Genomic DNA, 16,191 nt, shown 5'->3' with positions numbered 1-16,191 from the left:
GTGTAATAGGTTTAATGTGAGTTTCTTATTTAGATTTTGTTGAGTGTGGCATGCTACTAAAGGCATGTAAAAGTTAGTGCAACTTAATCTGGTTTTATACTTTAACAAGTTAAAGGGTTTTGAAAGGGTGTAGAGAATGACTCAGGCTATTGGTTTTATTGGTGGGGGAAATATTGCGGAGGCTATGATTAGTGGTCTCAAGAGGACGAACAAGGAGATTGAGATTCGCGTGACGAATCGTTCGAATCAGGGGCGTCTTCAGGGGTTGGCTGATCGGTATGGGGTTATAGCGACTCCGTTAATGGATCTTGTGGAAAAGTCACGGGTCGTGATTATTGCGGTGAAGCCCAAGGATGTTCAAGGTGTGATTAAAGAGCTAGCAAATTATTCTTTACGGGATAAGCTGGTGATTAGTGTGGCAGCGGGTGTTCCCTTAAAGCTCTTCTATAAATACTTACCAGGGGTTGCGGTGATTCGGGCGATGCCGAATACTTCGACTGCGGTGTTGCATTCGATGACTGGATTGGTGCGAGGGGATAATGTCACGGAGGAACAGGCTGAAATGGGGGAGAAGATCTTTTCGGCTACGGGGCGGATCATGTGGGTCCCGGAAAAAAATATCAATGCGTTAACGGCCATTAGCGGAAGCGGACCGGCTTATTTTTATCTTTTTGCAGAGAGTTTAATAAAATCAGGAATTGAATTAGGGCTAAGTGAAGAGGAAGCAGAGGTTTTAGTGCTTGAAACCTTGATTGGGGCAGGGAAAATGATAGCTGAGAGTGATAAATCCCCGGGGAGACTGCGTGAGGAAGTGACCTCTCCCAATGGAACGACTTATGCTGCCATCAATGTTTTTACAGATGATGGATTAACGCAAACCGTTCTGAAAGCTGCGAAAGCCTGTGCTCGGCGTGCAGAAGATTTGGAAGGGGAGTATTCAGAGTGACATTAACTGAGGTTCATCGGGTTGTCTTGAAAATAGGGAGTAGCAGTTTGAATCATCCGCAAGGCGGTTTAGATGACCACGCGATCTCCGAAATCGTCTCAGTGGTCGCTGCTCTGAAGCAAAAAAATGTGGAGTGCATTATTGTTACTTCAGGTGCGGTAGCTGCTGGCATGGGACAATTAGGGCTCCACGCTCGTCCTCGAGATTTAGCGGGCAAACAAGCGGTTTCGGCTGTAGGGCAAGGGGTACTCATCGAAAGGTATGCCCGAAATCTGGAACGGCATGGTATGGTAGGGGCTCAAGTTCTTTTATCGCGCATAGATTTAGCCCAAGCGTCACACTATCGCAACGCCCAAAATACACTGGAAAAATTATTGCGTTTACAAGTAATCCCGATTATTAATGAAAATGACACCGTAGCGGTGGATGAACTCTGTTTTGGAGACAATGATACCCTCTCGGCTTTGGTGGCAGGGCTTGTGGGAGCGGATTTATTAGTTATTCTGACGGATGTGGACGGCTTGTATACCGGCAACCCCAAAAAGGATCTAGCAGCTCAACTTATTAACGAAGTGACTGAGGTTTCGGCGGTCGAAAGTATGGCTTGTGGGGCAGGGAGCCTATTGGGGACCGGAGGAATGGTCACGAAATTGAGAGCAGCCAAGATTGCTACTCGTTTTGGAATTGGTATGCTTTTATTGAATTTTACACGACTCAGAGAACTAGTCAATATAACTGAAGGTCTGGGCCCTGAAGGAACTTATTTTCAACCGGCAAAGCATCGTCTGGCAGGTAGAAAACGTTGGATAGCTTATGCGGGACTATCTGAGGGAAGTATTAGGATCGATGATGGAGCAGCTAAGGCGCTTATAAATGAAGGCAAGAGTTTGCTAGCCAAAGGAATCGTCTCTGCTGAGGGAACTTGGGAACGCAAAGAAATCGTTCGGATTATTAATTTGCGGGGAGAGGAAATCGCCAGAGGGGTCGTCGAATTAAGCCATGATGAAGTACAGATGGTGAAAGGGTTACATTCCGAAAAACTACACCAACTCATTCCGGACTTTGATGGCGAAGAAGTGGTTCATCGGGACAATATGACCCTCATGGTGGATGCTTAATTCTGCATCAAATGTCTGAGGTCATGTGTGGAGGGAACAATTATGAATTTAACAAAACAACAACAGGAGAGATATGCCAGACAGATTATCTTAAAAGAAGTAGGAGTCGGAGGGCAATCAAAATTACTAAGTTCTAAAGTTCTGATTATTGGTGCAGGAGGACTCGGTTCACCAGCGGCCATGTATCTTGCGGCTGCCGGGATAGGAACAATCGGACTTGTTGATCCTGATGTTGTTGAATTATCCAATCTACAGCGACAAATTATCCACTCTAATAATGATCTTGGTAGGTTAAAAGTGATATCAGGAAAAGAAACAATCGAACGTTTAAACTCGGATGTGGAGGTTGTCACGTATGAAGAATGGATTAACTCCGCTAATATATCGGACATCATTAAGGATCAAGAGTACGATTTTGTAATTGATGCGACGGATAATTTTTCAGCAAAATTTCTGATTAATGATGCCTGTGTTCTTTTGCAAAAACCCTTTTCCCATGCTGGAGTTATGCGACTGAACGGACAGACGATGACGTATGTTCCGGGCAAAGGCCCTTGTTATCGCTGCGTATTTTTGAATCCTCCTCCGGACATAGCGTCTCCTGACCCTGAAGAAAAGGGGGTTTTAGGTGTTATACCAGGGATCATCGGTAGTATTCAGGCAACGGAGGCTATTAAATATTTACTGGGAATAGGAGAACTCTTAACCGGGAAATTGTTGGTTTTTGATGCCGCAGATATGGAATTTAGAAAAGTAGAGATCGCTGCCCGGACAACTTGCAAAGTATGTGGAGATAGGCCGATCCTAAAAAATTTAGTGGATTATGCGCCCTATGTTTGAGAAAGAAATGATTCAACTATGGAGGTTAAAGGAAAGGGTAGTTGATAAATCGTTGTAAATATTTCAGTATATAACGTTTAAAAATGATATAATTAAGTGCAATTGAACAGGATAGTTTAATTGCATTTTGATTTTAACCGTTTGGAGGAGACAACAGTGTTTAGAGCTTTCAGTAATGATTGGAAACTGGAAGATATGATGATTAAACCAGTAACGACGATTGAACCCACTGACATATGGCGGGAAATCTATGTCAAAATGGAATGTAAACCGGTCGTGTTCCTTCAAGCGGAATCTGCTGAAGTCTGGCAAGTGATATTTCCCTTAAAAGTGGGTCAAGAACGGACATTGTTGGGTTTTTCGTACCCTCTTTCAGGAACCTTCCAGGCGTTAATGGAGGCTATCAAATTCCATCCGGGGGAAACTGCGGTCCTGCTGGATTCTGAAAAAGTCCCACAAGGGGTTATTGAACCGTCTATATTAACCTCTCTAATCTGGGAGGAAATCAAGCAGTTGAGCAGCTCCATCTCAATTCTTATGGATACAGTGAATGATGCAGTGACGGTCATTGATCAAAACAATACGGTGATCGGTTGGAACAAAAAAGCGGAAGATCTTTACGGGATTGCAGGAGAAACTATTATTGGAGAAGATATCCAGAATTTCTTTTCCAGCCTAGTTGTTACCCATGTTATTAATACAGATTTGCCAAAAAAGAAAGTTATACGAGAAAATTATCATCAACCTCTCCCCGGAACTCATGTCTTGATCAATGCTTCGTCAATTACCTGTGGAGATGAAGTCATAGGCAGTGTCTGCGCGGAAAAAGATATCACGGAAATCGTTCTCTTAAATAATGAATTATCCAAAGCAAGTTCTGAGGTGCGACAACTTAAGAAGGAGATCACCAAGATAAATCGCCCAGATACTGCTTTTTCAGAAATAGCGGGGCATAGCAAAGGACTTCAAAAAACCGTCAATCTGGCTCGCCGAGTGGCGAATACCAATGCTGCCGTGATGATACGAGGAGAGAGTGGGACAGGAAAAGAGCTGTTTGCAGAGGCAATTCATAAGGAGAGTTCCCGACGCAACAACCCCTTTGTAGTTATTAACTGTGGGGCTATTCCTGCTTCTTTATTTGAAAGCGAGTTATTTGGTTATCAGTCTGGAGCTTTTACTGGGGCTGATCGACAAGGGCGACAGGGCAAATTTGAAGCCGCCCACAAGGGGACAGTTTTTCTCGATGAGATCGGGGAAATGCCGCTTGAAATGCAAGTAAAGCTTCTGCGGGTCCTTCAGAATAAGTGTTTTTATAGGGTCGGAGGTAATGACCTAGTGGAAGTGGATGTCCGTGTCATTGCTGCCACTCATCGAGATTTAGAACAAATGATCCGCGAAGGTTCTTTCAGGAAAGACCTCTATTATCGAATTAATGTTGTTGGCATAGAGATTCCTCCACTTCGCCAGCGCAAAGAGGATATTCTGGATCTGATTTATCTGTTTATCCGGGAATTCTGTTTACAGCAAGATCGTGATCTCGTCCAGATGGCTCCGGAAGTGATGCCGTCCATGCTCAATTACCCCTGGCCCGGAAATGTACGGGAATTGAGAAATGTAGTGGAACGAATGGTCATCCTGGCGGAAGAGGATTTGATCTTGGAGGAGCACCTTCCAGAAACTATCCGCTTTCAAAACTATATTCCAATAGTCTCTGAAGAGTCTTCCCTTAATGAAATCACAGACCGTGCAGAACGGGAAATTATCCTTCAAGCCCTGAAAGGCTGTAGTGGGGATAAATCAAAAGCAGCTAGGAAATTAGGGGTACCGCGCAGTACGTTATACTACAAAATGAAGAAATTTGAGATGAAATAATCTCTCTTATCTATCCGAGCAATGTTAAATTATCCATTCGTGCAATGTTAAACACCTGTCAGATAATTAGACAGGTGTCAGATAATTGGACATATTTTTTTAGGTTGTTTCCTACGAAGAAGCAACCTATATGAAAATCATAACTCCCTGAGGGGAGTTTTTTTGTTATTTTGGAAAAAAATCTGAATTGTTTCTTGTTCTTGCTCTTAATTGTTGCCCTTAATTGCTGCCGTTTTAGATAGGCGATAGAGTTGGTAAATGGCTGTTTACTGGGCCTTCGTATTTGAAGGCACGATGTAATTAAGCAGAAGGGTTCACTTCTATAGTAATTACATGAAAGTTGTCGTAAATATGGAACAAAAATTGCAACTATTCATGTAGGTTAAGGGTCTCGATGGATTTCCCAACTATACTACATAAGGGTATTTACATAACTAGGGGAGTGAGTTTAATGAGAATCACCGAACATCCAATTTTAGACTTTAAGCGTGGCGAAGAAGTTACCTTCTTTTACGACGGGCAAGAACTTAAAGGTTTTGAAGGTGAGACCATAGCGGCGGCCTTGCATGCAGTAGGGGTTAGAGTTTTAGGTCACAGCCAAACAATGCACCGACCCAGGGGTCTCTTCTGCGCGATCGGAAATTGTTCGTCTTGTCTGATGGTTGTTAATGGCGAGCCTAATGTTAGGATCTGTGTAGAAAAATTAAAATCCGGTATGCGGGTGGAAACTCAGCAAGGAAAGGGGTGCCTAAAGTGAAAGAGATAGAGATCTTGATCATTGGAGGTGGACCGGCCGGACTGAGTGCTGCCTCTGCAGCAGCTGACTTAGGTGCCAGCGTTCTTGTTCTAGAACGGGACGATAAACCGGGTGGACAATTGGTCAAACAGACGCATAAATTCTTCGGGTCTAAAAAACAGTATGCTGGTGACCGTGGTTACCAGATTGGCAATTTCTTGATTGAGCAGTGTGAAAAGAATCCTAAGGTTGAAGTGTGGAACGAGACGACCGCTCTGGGGATTTATGAAGATGGAGTCGTCACTGCTGAAGGGCAAGGTAAACATCTTAAAATCAATCCGGAAAAAATTATTGTGGCCACCGGTGCTTCCGAGAAAATGATTGCATTTCCTAATAATGATCTGCCCGGCATCTATGGGGCTGGAGCTGTACAAACCTTGATGAATGTTTACGGTATTGTCCCGGGACAGCGCGTGCTTATGATTGGCGCGGGCAATATTGGATTAATTGTCTCCTACCAATTGCTGCAGGCAGGAGTCGAAGTTGCCGGGATTATTGAAGCGGCGCCGACTATTGGAGGCTATTTAGTCCATGCTTCTAAGATTCGACGCGCCGGAGTTCCGATTTTAACATCCCATACGATTATTGAAGCTTACGGTCAGGAAAGTGTTGAAGGGGCCGTTATTGGTAAGCTTGACGAGCAGTGGCAGTTGATTCCTGGGACTGAGCAAGATCTTAAGGTGGATGTCATCTGCCTGGCTGTAGGTTTAAGCCCGCTAACCGAGCTCTGCTTCCAAGCGGACTGTCAGATGAAATACGTGCCCGAACTTTCTGGGCATGTGCCCCTTAGAAATAAATACTTAGAAACCACCCGCTTGGGGCTTTATGTTGCCGGGGACGTCAGTGGAGTTGAAGAAGCGAGTTCAGCCATGGTGGAAGGTCGTTTGGCCGGTATTTGTGCTGCTTACAGTCTAGGGTATGGCAATGATGTGGCCCCGAAGCTTCAAGCGGAAGCTTTAGCTGAGTTAAGCGAACTTCGTGCGGGTCCTGCGGGCCAAAAGACATTAAAAGGGATTATAAAACTGATGGACAAGGGGGGAGCAGCATGTTAAACAAGACTGGAATTCCGACCGCTGAGGATGTTAAAACAGTTTCTCCTTCTGAGGAACGATTTAATAAAGGTCCTGTAGCCATCATTGAATGCTTTCAGGAGATTCCCTGTAACCCCTGCACAGAAGCCTGCAAGCAAGGGGCAATTCAGCCGATGGAAGATATAAATAACTTACCGAAACTAGATTTTAATCAGTGTAACGGCTGCGGTGTCTGTCTTAGTCGTTGCCCAGGGCTAGCCATCTTCATCGTAGATGCTACCTACAGTGCTACGGAAGCGATTGTCAGGATTCCCTTTGAATATGCTCCAGTTCCTCAAGTCGGTGAAAAAGTGGTAGGTTTAAATAGGGCCGGGGAAGAACTCGGCACCTTTAATGTCCACAAAGTTCAGTCGGGCGGCCAGAAAAATAAGACTTACACAATTTGGTTGGTCGTTCCCAAAGATCTAGCCATGGACGTGCGAGGGATTCGTTTGGGAGGGATTCGACATGCAAACTAAGGAAACGATCGTCTGCCGATGTGAGGACATCACTTTAGATGAAATTAAATCGCTAATTAGCCAAGGTTACCGCACGATTGATGAAATTAAACGGGTTATCCGTGCAGGAATGGGTCCCTGTCAGGGACGTACCTGTCGGATGCTAATTGCCCAAGAGCTAGCCAAGGCCTACGGAATTCCTGTAGGAGATGTTTTAATGCCTACCTTCCGTGCACCTGTAAAGCCAGTCAAACTGGGAACGTTTGCGGGGGGTGAATAACGTGCAAAAAGTAGCTAACGTTGTAATTATCGGGGGCGGGATTATTGGTTGCTCAGTGGCTTATGAGCTGGCCATCCGTGGGGTGAAGGATATTGTAGTGATTGAAAAACAGTTTCTTTCTTCAGGAGCAACGGGTCGGTGCGGTGCGGGCGTTCGTCAACAGTGGGGAACAGAAACCAACGCCATTCTTGCCCGGGACAGTGTCAAACGTTTTGAGGGTATGAACGAAGAACTGGAATACGATCGGGATATCGAATTCAAGCAAGGCGGTTACCTGATGGTTTCCTACACGCAGGGTGAATGGAACCAGTATAAAAAGAATGTCGCAGTGCAGCACAGTCTAGGAATTCCAACCAAAATGATTACCCCCCAAGAAGCTCAGGAGATTGTACCCCACCTGAATATTAATGGACTGGTCGGTGCCACCTTCTGTCAGACGGACGGACATGCCAACCCCTTTCATGTGGTGGATGCCTACTATAAAGCAGCCAGTCGGCTGGGGGTTAAATTCGAGACTTATACCACTGTCACCGGTATCAAAAAGGAAAACGGTAAGGTTACGGCCGTGCAGACGACTAAAGGGGATATTGATACCCCGATCGTGATTAATGCTTGCGGTTACGCAGCAGGCACGATTTGTAAAATGGCAGGCTTTGAACTACCTCTCTATCCCCAGCGGCACCAGGCTCTGGTAACTGAACCAGTTGAGCCTTGTCAGGGGCCAATGGTTATCTCCCTCCATCATCGTTTATACTGTCAACAGACCCCTCATGGAAGCTTTATCATGGGCGTAGGTGACCCCCACGAACCCAAGGATTTCAACATTAACTCCAGCTGGGAGTTTTTAGAGGATGTCGCTCGTCAAGCGACCACAGTCTTGCCTCTATTAAAGAACCTACGAGTTGTCCGCCAGTGGTCAGGTCTTTATGATATGAGCCCGGATGCCAATCCGATCTTGGACGAAATTCCAGAGGCTAAAGGGATGTGGGTGGCCGCAGGCTTCAGTGGTCATGGCTTCATGGTTGGTCCCCAGACGGCCGTTCTTTTGGCCCAGAAGATTCTCGGTCAAGAGAGTTTCATGCCGATTGCACGATTTGGTTTGGACCGTTTCCGCAGAGGAGAACTGTTACTAGAACCTGCTGTGGTCTAAGAGCGAAGTATTAATCATTAATAGTGATATGGAGGTGGAAAACTTGAAACTTTTAGCAAAGAATGACTCTTTATGCATAGGGTGTGGAGAATGCGAAGAAGCTTGTTCTAAAACCTATTTTAAGGAAGTAAATCAAGAGAAATCATGTATTAGAATTAAAGATAAAACAATTAATGTCTGTACCCAATGTGGTGAATGTATCGATGTCTGTTCTGTAGCGGCCATTAGTCGGGACAAAAACGGGATCGTTCGAATCAATAAAAAAATCTGTGTGGGTTGTTTTATGTGTGTCGGTTTCTGCCCAGAGCTGGCCATGAAAATGCACGGAGATCTTTTGGAACCGTTCAAATGTGTCGCTTGTGGCCAGTGTTCGAAAGTCTGTCCGACCCATGCAATTTATATTTCGGAAGAAGCTTAGGGGGAAAGAACATGGAGCTAGAAAACAATCAAACGGGTCAACCCTTTCTTAAAGAATATAGCTATGATTTAGGGGTTCTTGACAGAGGATATACGAATCGCACACTTTATATTAACGTCGGGAGCTATAAGATTAAGGAAAAGCCTGTAACCCCCTTGATGAAAGACAAATTCATCGGTGGAAAGGGCTTTGGTCTCTATTACTTGTGGCAGGCAGTGACTGAATCGACAAAGTGGAATGATCCAGAAAATGAAATTATCATTTCAAGTGGTCCAGTTGGCGGAATTACTCAATATCCTGGCTCTGGAAAATCCCTAGTGGTCACACTATCTCCACTGACTAATATGCCAATCGACAGCAACGCTGGCGGTTACTTTGGTCCCTTCCTCAAATTTGCCGGCTTCGATGCCATTGAACTTCAGGGCAAAGCAGATAAAGATGTGATTATTTTCATTGACGGCAACAAGGGAACGATCTCCATTGAGGAAGCGCACGGAGAGACATCAGACACTCATATTCTTGGGGGACAACTGACGGAAAAGTACGCAGATAACGAAGAAGACAGGCGGAATATCGCCGTGATTTCTACTGGGTCTGGTGCCGAGCATACAAATATTGGGCTTTTAAACTTCACCTTCTATGACGTGCGTCGCAAAGGTATTCGTTTGAAGCAGGCTGGCAGAGGTGGCATCGGGACAGTTTTTAGAGATAAGCATATTAAAGCGGTAGTGATAAAATTTGCGGGGGTTAAGGGCAATCTAAACCACCCTGTTGACCAGCTCACTCTGAACAAAACGGGGATCAAGCTGCATAAAGAAATTCACGATCTGGATAATGCTCAGAACCGGATGCGTAAAATAGGGACCGCTAATATCATTGAAGTCATGGATCAGTATGATCTTTTGCCGACTCATAATTATAAATTTGGTGCTCATAAAGATACCTTCAAAATTGCCTCAGATGTTTTCATCTCCAAGGTAACCCAGAATTCTCCGGATGGTTGCTGGCATGGTTGCAGTATGGCCTGCGCGAAAGCCGCCGATCACTTTGAACTGAAAACAGGTCCTTACAAAGGTCAAAAAGTGACAATCGATGGCCCCGAGTATGAAAACGCTGCGGGTCTGGGTTCAAATTGTGGCATCTTCGATCCTGATGCGATCTTAGAGCTAAACTTTTACTGTGACACCTATGGCATTGATACGATTTCTTATGCAACTCTTACTGCCTTTGTCATGGAGTGCTATGAAAATGGGATTCTCAATCAAGAACGCACCGGGGGTTTGGAACTTAACTTCGGAAATACGGAAGCATCCTTAGAACTCCTCCACCAAATGTCTCAGGGTGTGGGCTTCGGCAAGATTGCTGGCCTGGGAATCCGTAAAATGAAGGCCTACCTTGCCAAAGAATTTGGGGCAGATCCGCAGTTTCTGTTTGACATTGGTATGGAACAAAAGGGTCTTGAGTTTTCCGAATACTTGCCCAAGGAATCCTTAGCGCAACAAGGCGGATACGGCCTGACGAACAAAGGACCTCAACACGATGAAGCTTGGCTGATCTTCATGGATATGGTGAATAATCAGATTCCAACCTTCGAAGATAAAGCCGAAGCCCTTCACTATTACCCAATGTTTAGAACTTGGTTTGGCTTAAACGGTCTTTGCAAACTGCCCTGGAATGATATCGCCCCTGCAGACAACAAGTTGACGGACGAACCGGCGAAAATCCCTGAACATGTTCAAAATTATGTCGATATATTTAATGCGGTTACTGGTAAGGCTATTGATAAACATGAACTAATCCGTCAATCAGAACGGGTCTACAATTTCCAGAGAATCTTTAACATCCGAATGGGCTTTGGGAAGAGGGTTCATGATAAACTTCCTTACCGAGCCATGGGGCCAGTGACTGTTGAGGAATATGTATCAAGGCAGGAGCGTTATGACAAGCAACTCACTGAGCTGCTTGACTATGACACGACAGGTAAGTCGACTGAAGAAAAGATAAAGGTCATGAGAGACTATCGTGAAAGTCAGTACGAAAAGCTCACCGACGCAGTCTACAAACGCAGGGGCTGGACCATGGATGGCGTGCCCACCGTCGAAAAGCTTCGGGAATTAGAGATGGATTTACCGGAACTCCTTGAAGTCGTTGAAAAGAATATGTAGGTGATGACTTGATTAAGCTAAACAACAGGGAATGCGAATGGCAGGAAGGGCTTACGGTACAAGAACTTTTAAAACTTAAAACGTTCACCTATCCACGTATTATTGTCTATGTCAATGACAAGATTATTTCCCCAGAGGATTATGCTTCAACGATTATTGAAGATGGAGACAAAGTAAAAGCCATACACCTAATGGCGGGCGGTTAAACAATATTTTTGATTCAAGTTATAAATAGTTTTGACCTCAATTGGCTTTAAGTCCGTTGAGGTCTTTTTTTAAAGAGAAAGCCCTCTAGCGCAGACTATAAACTGTGATAGCGTAAAAACAATGATTGTGATTTAGTTGCTATTTATTAATAATGATAGCTTTTCCTTCTTTACGCCATTTAGCAAATTCAGCGGATGCTGTGAAAAGTGCGTCCGTGGATGAGTTAAGTGCCGTTTCGAAAGAGTCTTGTAAAACACCTACGATAAAGCCTACCCCAACTATCTGCATCGCAATATCATTCGGAATCCCGAATAGACTAGCTGCCAGAGGAATCAGTAATAGCGAACCACCAGCTACGCCTGAAGCACCGCAAGCGCTTATAGCTGCCAATACGCTGAGGATTAATGCTGTACCTATATCCACCTGAATGCCAAGTGTGTGAACCGCTGCAAGGGTCATAACACTAATGGTTACAGCTGCACCAGCCATATTGATGGTAGCACCTAATGGAATGGATACCGAATACGTATCCTTATCTAAACCTAGATTTTCACATAAGGTCATATTTACAGGAATGTTTGCCGCTGAGCTACGTGTAAAGAATGCCGTAATACCACTTTCTCTTAAGCACCTAAAAACAAGTGGGTATGGGTTTTGGCGAATATTTAGATACACAATAATCGGATTGACAACAAGAGCGATAAAGACCATACAACCAATTAGAACTGCAAGTAATTGTCCATAGCTGAGTAAGACCCCGAGTCCACTTGTTGCAATAGAATCAAAGACGAGACCCATAATACCTAATGGCGCGAACTTTATGACCCATCTAACCATTAGGGTTAAGGCATCTGAAAAATTGGAAATCACCGTTTTTGTAGTATCTGGCGCATTTTTTAAAGCAGTGCCGAGAACTAACGCCCAAGCCAATATACCGATATAGTTGGCATTAAAAAGTGCTTTTACTGGGTTATCAACAACATTCATCAGTAATGCTTTAAGAACCTCGACAACCCCTCCAGGAGGCGTCACATCCTTAGCGCCCGCTGCCAGTGTTAAGGTTACCGGAAATATAAAGCTTGCAGCAACCGCTACAACTGCGGCTAAGAATGTTCCTAAAAGATAAAGGAAGATAATGGATTTCATATTAGTTTGATGTCCACTCTTGTGTTGAGAGATGGCCGACATGACCAAGAAGAAGACCAAGATAGGTGCAATCCCTTTCAAAGCACCTACAAATAAAGAACCAAAAATGGTGATTGGTTTTGCTACATCCGGAATCGTTACAGCCAAGATAATACCAATGATCAAACCTACAATTATTTGTTTTACCAGACTCAATTGATTCCACTTGTTCATAAGATTTTTCATAATCACTTTTCCTCCCATAGTTGAGTATAGAAACGAACCAGCGAACAATCGCACTTCATTTTAAAAGTGACCTGTTCCTTTGTATCCTATCCTGTGTTTCGGATGACGAGCTTTCGTATCGGATTCTGCCTCCGTGAACAGTTTTCTCGTTAGCCGACATCCTGTCTTAGCTTTTGTTGAAGCTTCTCCAGCATGTCTGAAGTCAATTTTTCTAAATTATAGTTTCTTGAAAAACCCCATTCATTAATAGCAGCAGTCGGGTCAATGGAATTCGGCCAACTATCTGCAATAGCTTGTCGAACAGGGTCAACTTTATAATTCATTTTGAAATGAGGTATATGCTTTTTGATCTCCGCAGCAAAATCTTCTGGCTGAGCGCTAATTGCAGTGACGTTATAAGCATTTCTATGGATAAGCTTAGTAGGATCGGCCTCCATTAATTTAATAATTGCATTTAAAGCGTCAGGCATATACATCATATCCATATAGGTCCCTTGTGAGATATAAGAGGTGTATTGCCCTCTTCGCAGAGCTTCATAAAATATTTCAACAGCGTAATCTGTTGTTCCGCCCCCAGGTGGGGCGACATAGGAAATCAGGCCTGGGAAGCGGACTCCTCTGGTGTCTAAGCCAAATTTAAGGTTGAAATAATCACACAGGAGTTCACCAGACACTTTGTTGACACCATACATGGTTGTCGGTCTCTGGATCGTAACTTGTGGGGTATTATCTTTGGGCGTTGATGGACCGAAAGCACCAATCGAACTGGGCGTAAAAAATTGACACTGGAGTTCTTTGGCCGTTTCGAGAGCATTGACCAGCCCACCCATATTTAAATTCCAAGCAAAAAGAGGTTTTGCTTCCGCAGTAGCAGACAATAGAGCCGCCAAATGAATAAAGGTGTCGACTTGATGCTTTTTTGCGATATCGAACATAGCTTGAGCATTAGTTACATCAAGTGTTTCATAAGGGCCGGACTGGGTTAGCCAAAACTGTTTTTCCTGTTTAATATCTGTCGCAATGACATTGTCAATTCCATACACTTCGCGTAATTTCGGTACAAGTTCTGAACCAATTTGCCCCAAGGCTCCAGTAACTAATATTTTTTTCATATAAACTACCTCCACTCATTCTAGTAATAGCCAGGGACGACTTTTTACAAAATCTTCATTTCGAGTCCTACTTTTTTGTAGATCTCTAAAGCTTGATCCAACATTTTTCTGGTATGGGCAGCTGTCGGCATATTTCTAACTCTTCCCGTTCCTTTTGGGACAGTAGGAAAGATGATTGCTTTAGCATAGACTCCATTTTCATAGAGCTTTCTGCTGAATTCTTGGGTTTGATTTTCGTCCCCGATAATACAAGGGGTGATTGGGGTTTGACTTGCTCCAATATTAAAGCCTAGGGCTTTTAGCCCTTCTTTCAGGTAGTTTCCATTTTCCCACAGCTGATTTTGCAATTCCTTGCTATTCGATAAAATATCAATAGCGGTAATACAAGCAGCGACATCCCCTGGAGTTAAGGCCGTGGAGAAAAGGAATGGTCTGCTTCTCACTTTCAGCCAATCAATTAGATCTTTTTTGCCAGCCACATAGCCGCCAATTACCCCCAGTGCTTTGGACAGAGTACCTATCTGGAAATCAATTTTGTCGGATAAACCAAAATGTTTAACCGTTCCTACCCCTTCTCCTAGCACTCCTGAACCATGAGCATCATCGACGTAAGTGATCAAATTAAGTTCTTCGGCTACTTCAACAATTTCAGGGAGTTTAGCAATATCACCATCCATGGAGAAAACCCCATCAGTAATCACCATGATTTTTTTGTATAAACCCGATTCAATAGCCTGTAATGCTTTTGCTCGCAAATCAGCGATATCAGAATGTTTATAGGCAATGATTTTGGCTCTCGATAAACGGCACCCATCAATAATGGAGGCATGGTTTAATTCATCCGACAGGATCGCGTCGTCTTTATCCATGACTGCAGAAATAGCGCCCATATTACAATTGAAACCCGATTGGAAGGCCACAGCCGCTTCGGTATGCTTAAAGGCAGCTAGTTTTTTTTCTAATTTGACATGGAGTTCCATCGTGCCATTAATGGTTCTTACCGCTCCTGCCCCGACACCATACCTATTAATTGCATCGATAGTCGCTGCTTTTAATCTAGGATCGGTAGCCAAGCCTAAATAATTATTGGAGGATAAGTTAATCAGTTCTTTTCCGGAAATTTTAATCATCGGACCATTCGAACTTTCTAAGGGATCGATCACGTTGTACAACCCTTTACTTTTCAAATCTGCCAGATTTTCTTTTAAGAAACTTTCTAAAACTTTACTAGCCATAATAAATCCCCCTCATAAAGTGTCCACGAAACTACTCTTGAACTTCACTCCTGCACTTGTCCTTAGCAAAACCAAATGTCCACGTCACAGAGACATTTTCCGCCAGTTAAGCCCAAATACCAAGGATACTACCTTTAAAATACCATTAATCTTACGAAATATCCACCCTATGAAGACATTTAAAATAGAATATTATTAATATATTACTGTTTTTTTATTAATCAAACTCCATATTTCTCCTCTTATCCCAGAAAGAAGTGCATAAAAACAGACTCTAACAAACTTGAATCCTTAACCTACCTAAGAGCTTTGAGATCGATAAGAGCGCTTGATGAAGATGCGTACATTAATACACCAGCGAGATCAACTTTATTACCTCCTTATCTATTTTCTGATATAATGAAGCTAGCATTTTAGTATAATCAGTTCGACTTTGAATTCACCTAAAGGGTTATAAAGTAGATATATTATTGTAACGAACGATAGGGAGGGAATTGTGGTGTTTCACCCGGAATTAATTGAGTTTGGGCGTAGAGCGAAGCAAGCGGCTCGTCTATTAGCGTTTGCAAGTACAGAGTCCAAAAATAACGCACTGCTTGCGATGTCCGAAGCCCTCATAAATAATGAACAAGAAATTCTTAGGGCTAATAGTAGAGATGTTCAAGCAGCAGAAGCAAAAGGCCTGAAGAAAAGTCTCGTCAATCGTTTAAGGCTGACTTCGGCGAGCATTGCGCAGATCAGTCAATCACTTAAAGAAGTGGTCGCCTTACGAGATCCCGTAGGAGAAGGGGAAGTTTGGACGCGCCCGAATGGACTACGGATTCAGCAGACTCGTGTACCGCTAGGGGTTGTGGCGATGATCTATGAAGCACGACCCAATGTAACCGTCGATGCGGCTGCCTTGTGTTTGAAATCGGGAAATGTGGTGATCCTGAGGGGCGGCTCTGAGGCCTTAGAGAGTAATAAAGTCTTGGCTAGAGTGATTGCAGAGGCCGCAGAAAAGAGTGGATTGCCGTCGGGATGTATTCAACTGATTACAGAGACAAATCGGGAATGGATTCAACAATTGATGCGTTTAAATGATTATGTGGATGTCATTATTCCCAGAGGGGGTAGCGGGACTGATTCAAGCCGTGGTACAAAATGCTACAGT

General features: G+C 43.8%; 15 protein-coding genes and 1 pseudogene. 13 read left to right on the top strand and 3 right to left on the bottom strand.

Annotation, left to right across the window (positions count from 1 at the left end):
- Positions 1-136 precede the first annotated feature (136 nt).
- From proC to thiS, 12 genes are all read left to right on the top strand, one after another.
- The gene (gene proC / locus UF75_RS12995; RefSeq protein ID WP_045575025.1) at positions 137-946 is read left to right on the top strand and encodes a pyrroline-5-carboxylate reductase; all 810 of its coding nucleotides are present in this window, start codon (positions 137-139) and stop codon (positions 944-946) included.
- Positions 943-2,064: a glutamate 5-kinase gene (proB, locus tag UF75_RS12990; protein WP_045575024.1), complete on the top strand. Its 1,122-nt coding sequence runs from the start codon at positions 943-945 to the stop codon at positions 2,062-2,064. Before proC ends, proB begins: the two co-directional genes overlap by 4 nt.
- 42 nt (positions 2,065-2,106) lie before the next feature.
- On the top strand, positions 2,107-2,904 hold the full coding sequence (locus UF75_RS12985) for a HesA/MoeB/ThiF family protein (RefSeq protein ID WP_045575023.1): 798 nt from the start codon (positions 2,107-2,109) through the stop codon (positions 2,902-2,904).
- 156 nt (positions 2,905-3,060) lie between these two features.
- Positions 3,061-4,776: a sigma 54-interacting transcriptional regulator gene (locus UF75_RS12980; RefSeq protein WP_082075130.1), complete on the top strand. Its 1,716-nt coding sequence runs from the start codon at positions 3,061-3,063 to the stop codon at positions 4,774-4,776.
- Between the two features lie 451 nt (positions 4,777-5,227).
- On the top strand, positions 5,228-5,533 hold the full coding sequence (locus UF75_RS12975; RefSeq protein WP_045575022.1) for a (2Fe-2S)-binding protein: 306 nt from the start codon (positions 5,228-5,230) through the stop codon (positions 5,531-5,533).
- Positions 5,530-6,624: an FAD-dependent oxidoreductase gene (locus UF75_RS12970; RefSeq protein WP_045575021.1), complete on the top strand. Its 1,095-nt coding sequence runs from the start codon at positions 5,530-5,532 to the stop codon at positions 6,622-6,624. The genes UF75_RS12975 and UF75_RS12970 overlap by 4 nt, the downstream gene beginning before the upstream one ends.
- Positions 6,618-7,121: a 4Fe-4S binding protein gene (locus tag UF75_RS12965; RefSeq protein ID WP_045575020.1), complete on the top strand. Its 504-nt coding sequence runs from the start codon at positions 6,618-6,620 to the stop codon at positions 7,119-7,121. Before UF75_RS12970 ends, UF75_RS12965 begins: the two co-directional genes overlap by 7 nt.
- Positions 7,111-7,380, top strand: coding sequence for a (2Fe-2S)-binding protein (locus tag UF75_RS12960; RefSeq protein ID WP_045575019.1), 270 nt, complete (start codon positions 7,111-7,113; stop codon positions 7,378-7,380). Before UF75_RS12965 ends, UF75_RS12960 begins: the two co-directional genes overlap by 11 nt.
- A 1-nt stretch (position 7,381) precedes the next feature.
- Positions 7,382-8,530: an FAD-binding oxidoreductase gene (locus tag UF75_RS12955; protein ID WP_045575018.1), complete on the top strand. Its 1,149-nt coding sequence runs from the start codon at positions 7,382-7,384 to the stop codon at positions 8,528-8,530.
- Between the two features lie 43 nt (positions 8,531-8,573).
- Positions 8,574-8,948 carry a 4Fe-4S binding protein gene (locus UF75_RS12950; RefSeq protein WP_045575017.1) on the top strand — a complete coding sequence of 125 codons (375 nt, stop codon included), beginning with the start codon at positions 8,574-8,576 and terminating at the stop codon, positions 8,946-8,948.
- Between the two features lie 11 nt (positions 8,949-8,959).
- Positions 8,960-11,113 (top strand): aldehyde ferredoxin oxidoreductase C-terminal domain-containing protein, encoded by a 2,154-nt coding sequence (locus UF75_RS12945; RefSeq protein ID WP_045575016.1) that lies wholly within the window; start codon positions 8,960-8,962, stop codon positions 11,111-11,113.
- An 8-nt stretch (positions 11,114-11,121) separates the two neighbouring features.
- Positions 11,122-11,319, top strand: coding sequence for a sulfur carrier protein ThiS (thiS, locus tag UF75_RS12940; RefSeq protein ID WP_045575015.1), 198 nt, complete (start codon positions 11,122-11,124; stop codon positions 11,317-11,319).
- A 139-nt stretch (positions 11,320-11,458) separates the two neighbouring features.
- Here thiS and sstT read toward each other — a convergent pair whose 3' ends face one another.
- The 3 genes from sstT to UF75_RS12925 form a co-directional block, all read right to left on the bottom strand.
- The gene (gene sstT / locus UF75_RS12935; protein ID WP_045575014.1) at positions 11,459-12,691 is read right to left on the bottom strand and encodes a serine/threonine transporter SstT; all 1,233 of its coding nucleotides are present in this window, start codon (positions 12,689-12,691) and stop codon (positions 11,459-11,461) included.
- A gap of 149 nt (positions 12,692-12,840) precedes the next feature.
- On the bottom strand, positions 12,841-13,803 hold the full coding sequence (locus tag UF75_RS12930; protein ID WP_045575013.1) for an L-threonine 3-dehydrogenase: 963 nt from the start codon (positions 13,801-13,803) through the stop codon (positions 12,841-12,843).
- Positions 13,804-13,847: 44 nt separating this feature from the next.
- Entirely contained in the window at positions 13,848-15,038 is a 1,191-nt protein-coding gene (locus UF75_RS12925) for a glycine C-acetyltransferase (RefSeq protein WP_045575012.1), read from the bottom strand.
- A 496-nt stretch (positions 15,039-15,534) separates the two neighbouring features.
- On the opposite strand from UF75_RS12925, the pseudogene UF75_RS12920 reads away from it, so the two are divergent.
- Positions 15,535-16,191, top strand: a pseudogene (locus tag UF75_RS12920) (aldehyde dehydrogenase family protein); the annotation flags it as partial.

The sequence above is a fragment of the Desulfosporosinus sp. I2 genome (genome assembly GCF_000960765.1).
Lineage (GTDB): Bacteria > Bacillota > Desulfitobacteriia > Desulfitobacteriales > Desulfitobacteriaceae > Desulfosporosinus.
This window is presented reverse-complemented; position numbering and strand designations above follow the sequence as displayed.

Coding starts and splice junctions, on each gene's coding strand:
- UF75_RS12965 (WP_045575020.1), top strand. CDS start 6,618: ATGTTAAACAAGACTGGAATTCCGACCGCTGAGGATGTTAAAACAGTT.
- UF75_RS12975 (WP_045575022.1), top strand. CDS start 5,228: ATGAGAATCACCGAACATCCAATTTTAGACTTTAAGCGTGGCGAAGAA.
- UF75_RS12930 (WP_045575013.1), bottom strand. CDS start 13,803: ATGAAAAAAATATTAGTTACTGGAGCCTTGGGGCAAATTGGTTCAGAA.
- UF75_RS12925 (WP_045575012.1), bottom strand. CDS start 15,038: ATGGCTAGTAAAGTTTTAGAAAGTTTCTTAAAAGAAAATCTGGCAGAT.
- proC (WP_045575025.1), top strand. CDS start 137: ATGACTCAGGCTATTGGTTTTATTGGTGGGGGAAATATTGCGGAGGCT.
- UF75_RS12960 (WP_045575019.1), top strand. CDS start 7,111: ATGCAAACTAAGGAAACGATCGTCTGCCGATGTGAGGACATCACTTTA.
- UF75_RS12985 (WP_045575023.1), top strand. CDS start 2,107: ATGAATTTAACAAAACAACAACAGGAGAGATATGCCAGACAGATTATC.
- UF75_RS12945 (WP_045575016.1), top strand. CDS start 8,960: ATGGAGCTAGAAAACAATCAAACGGGTCAACCCTTTCTTAAAGAATAT.
- sstT (WP_045575014.1), bottom strand. CDS start 12,691: ATGAAAAATCTTATGAACAAGTGGAATCAATTGAGTCTGGTAAAACAA.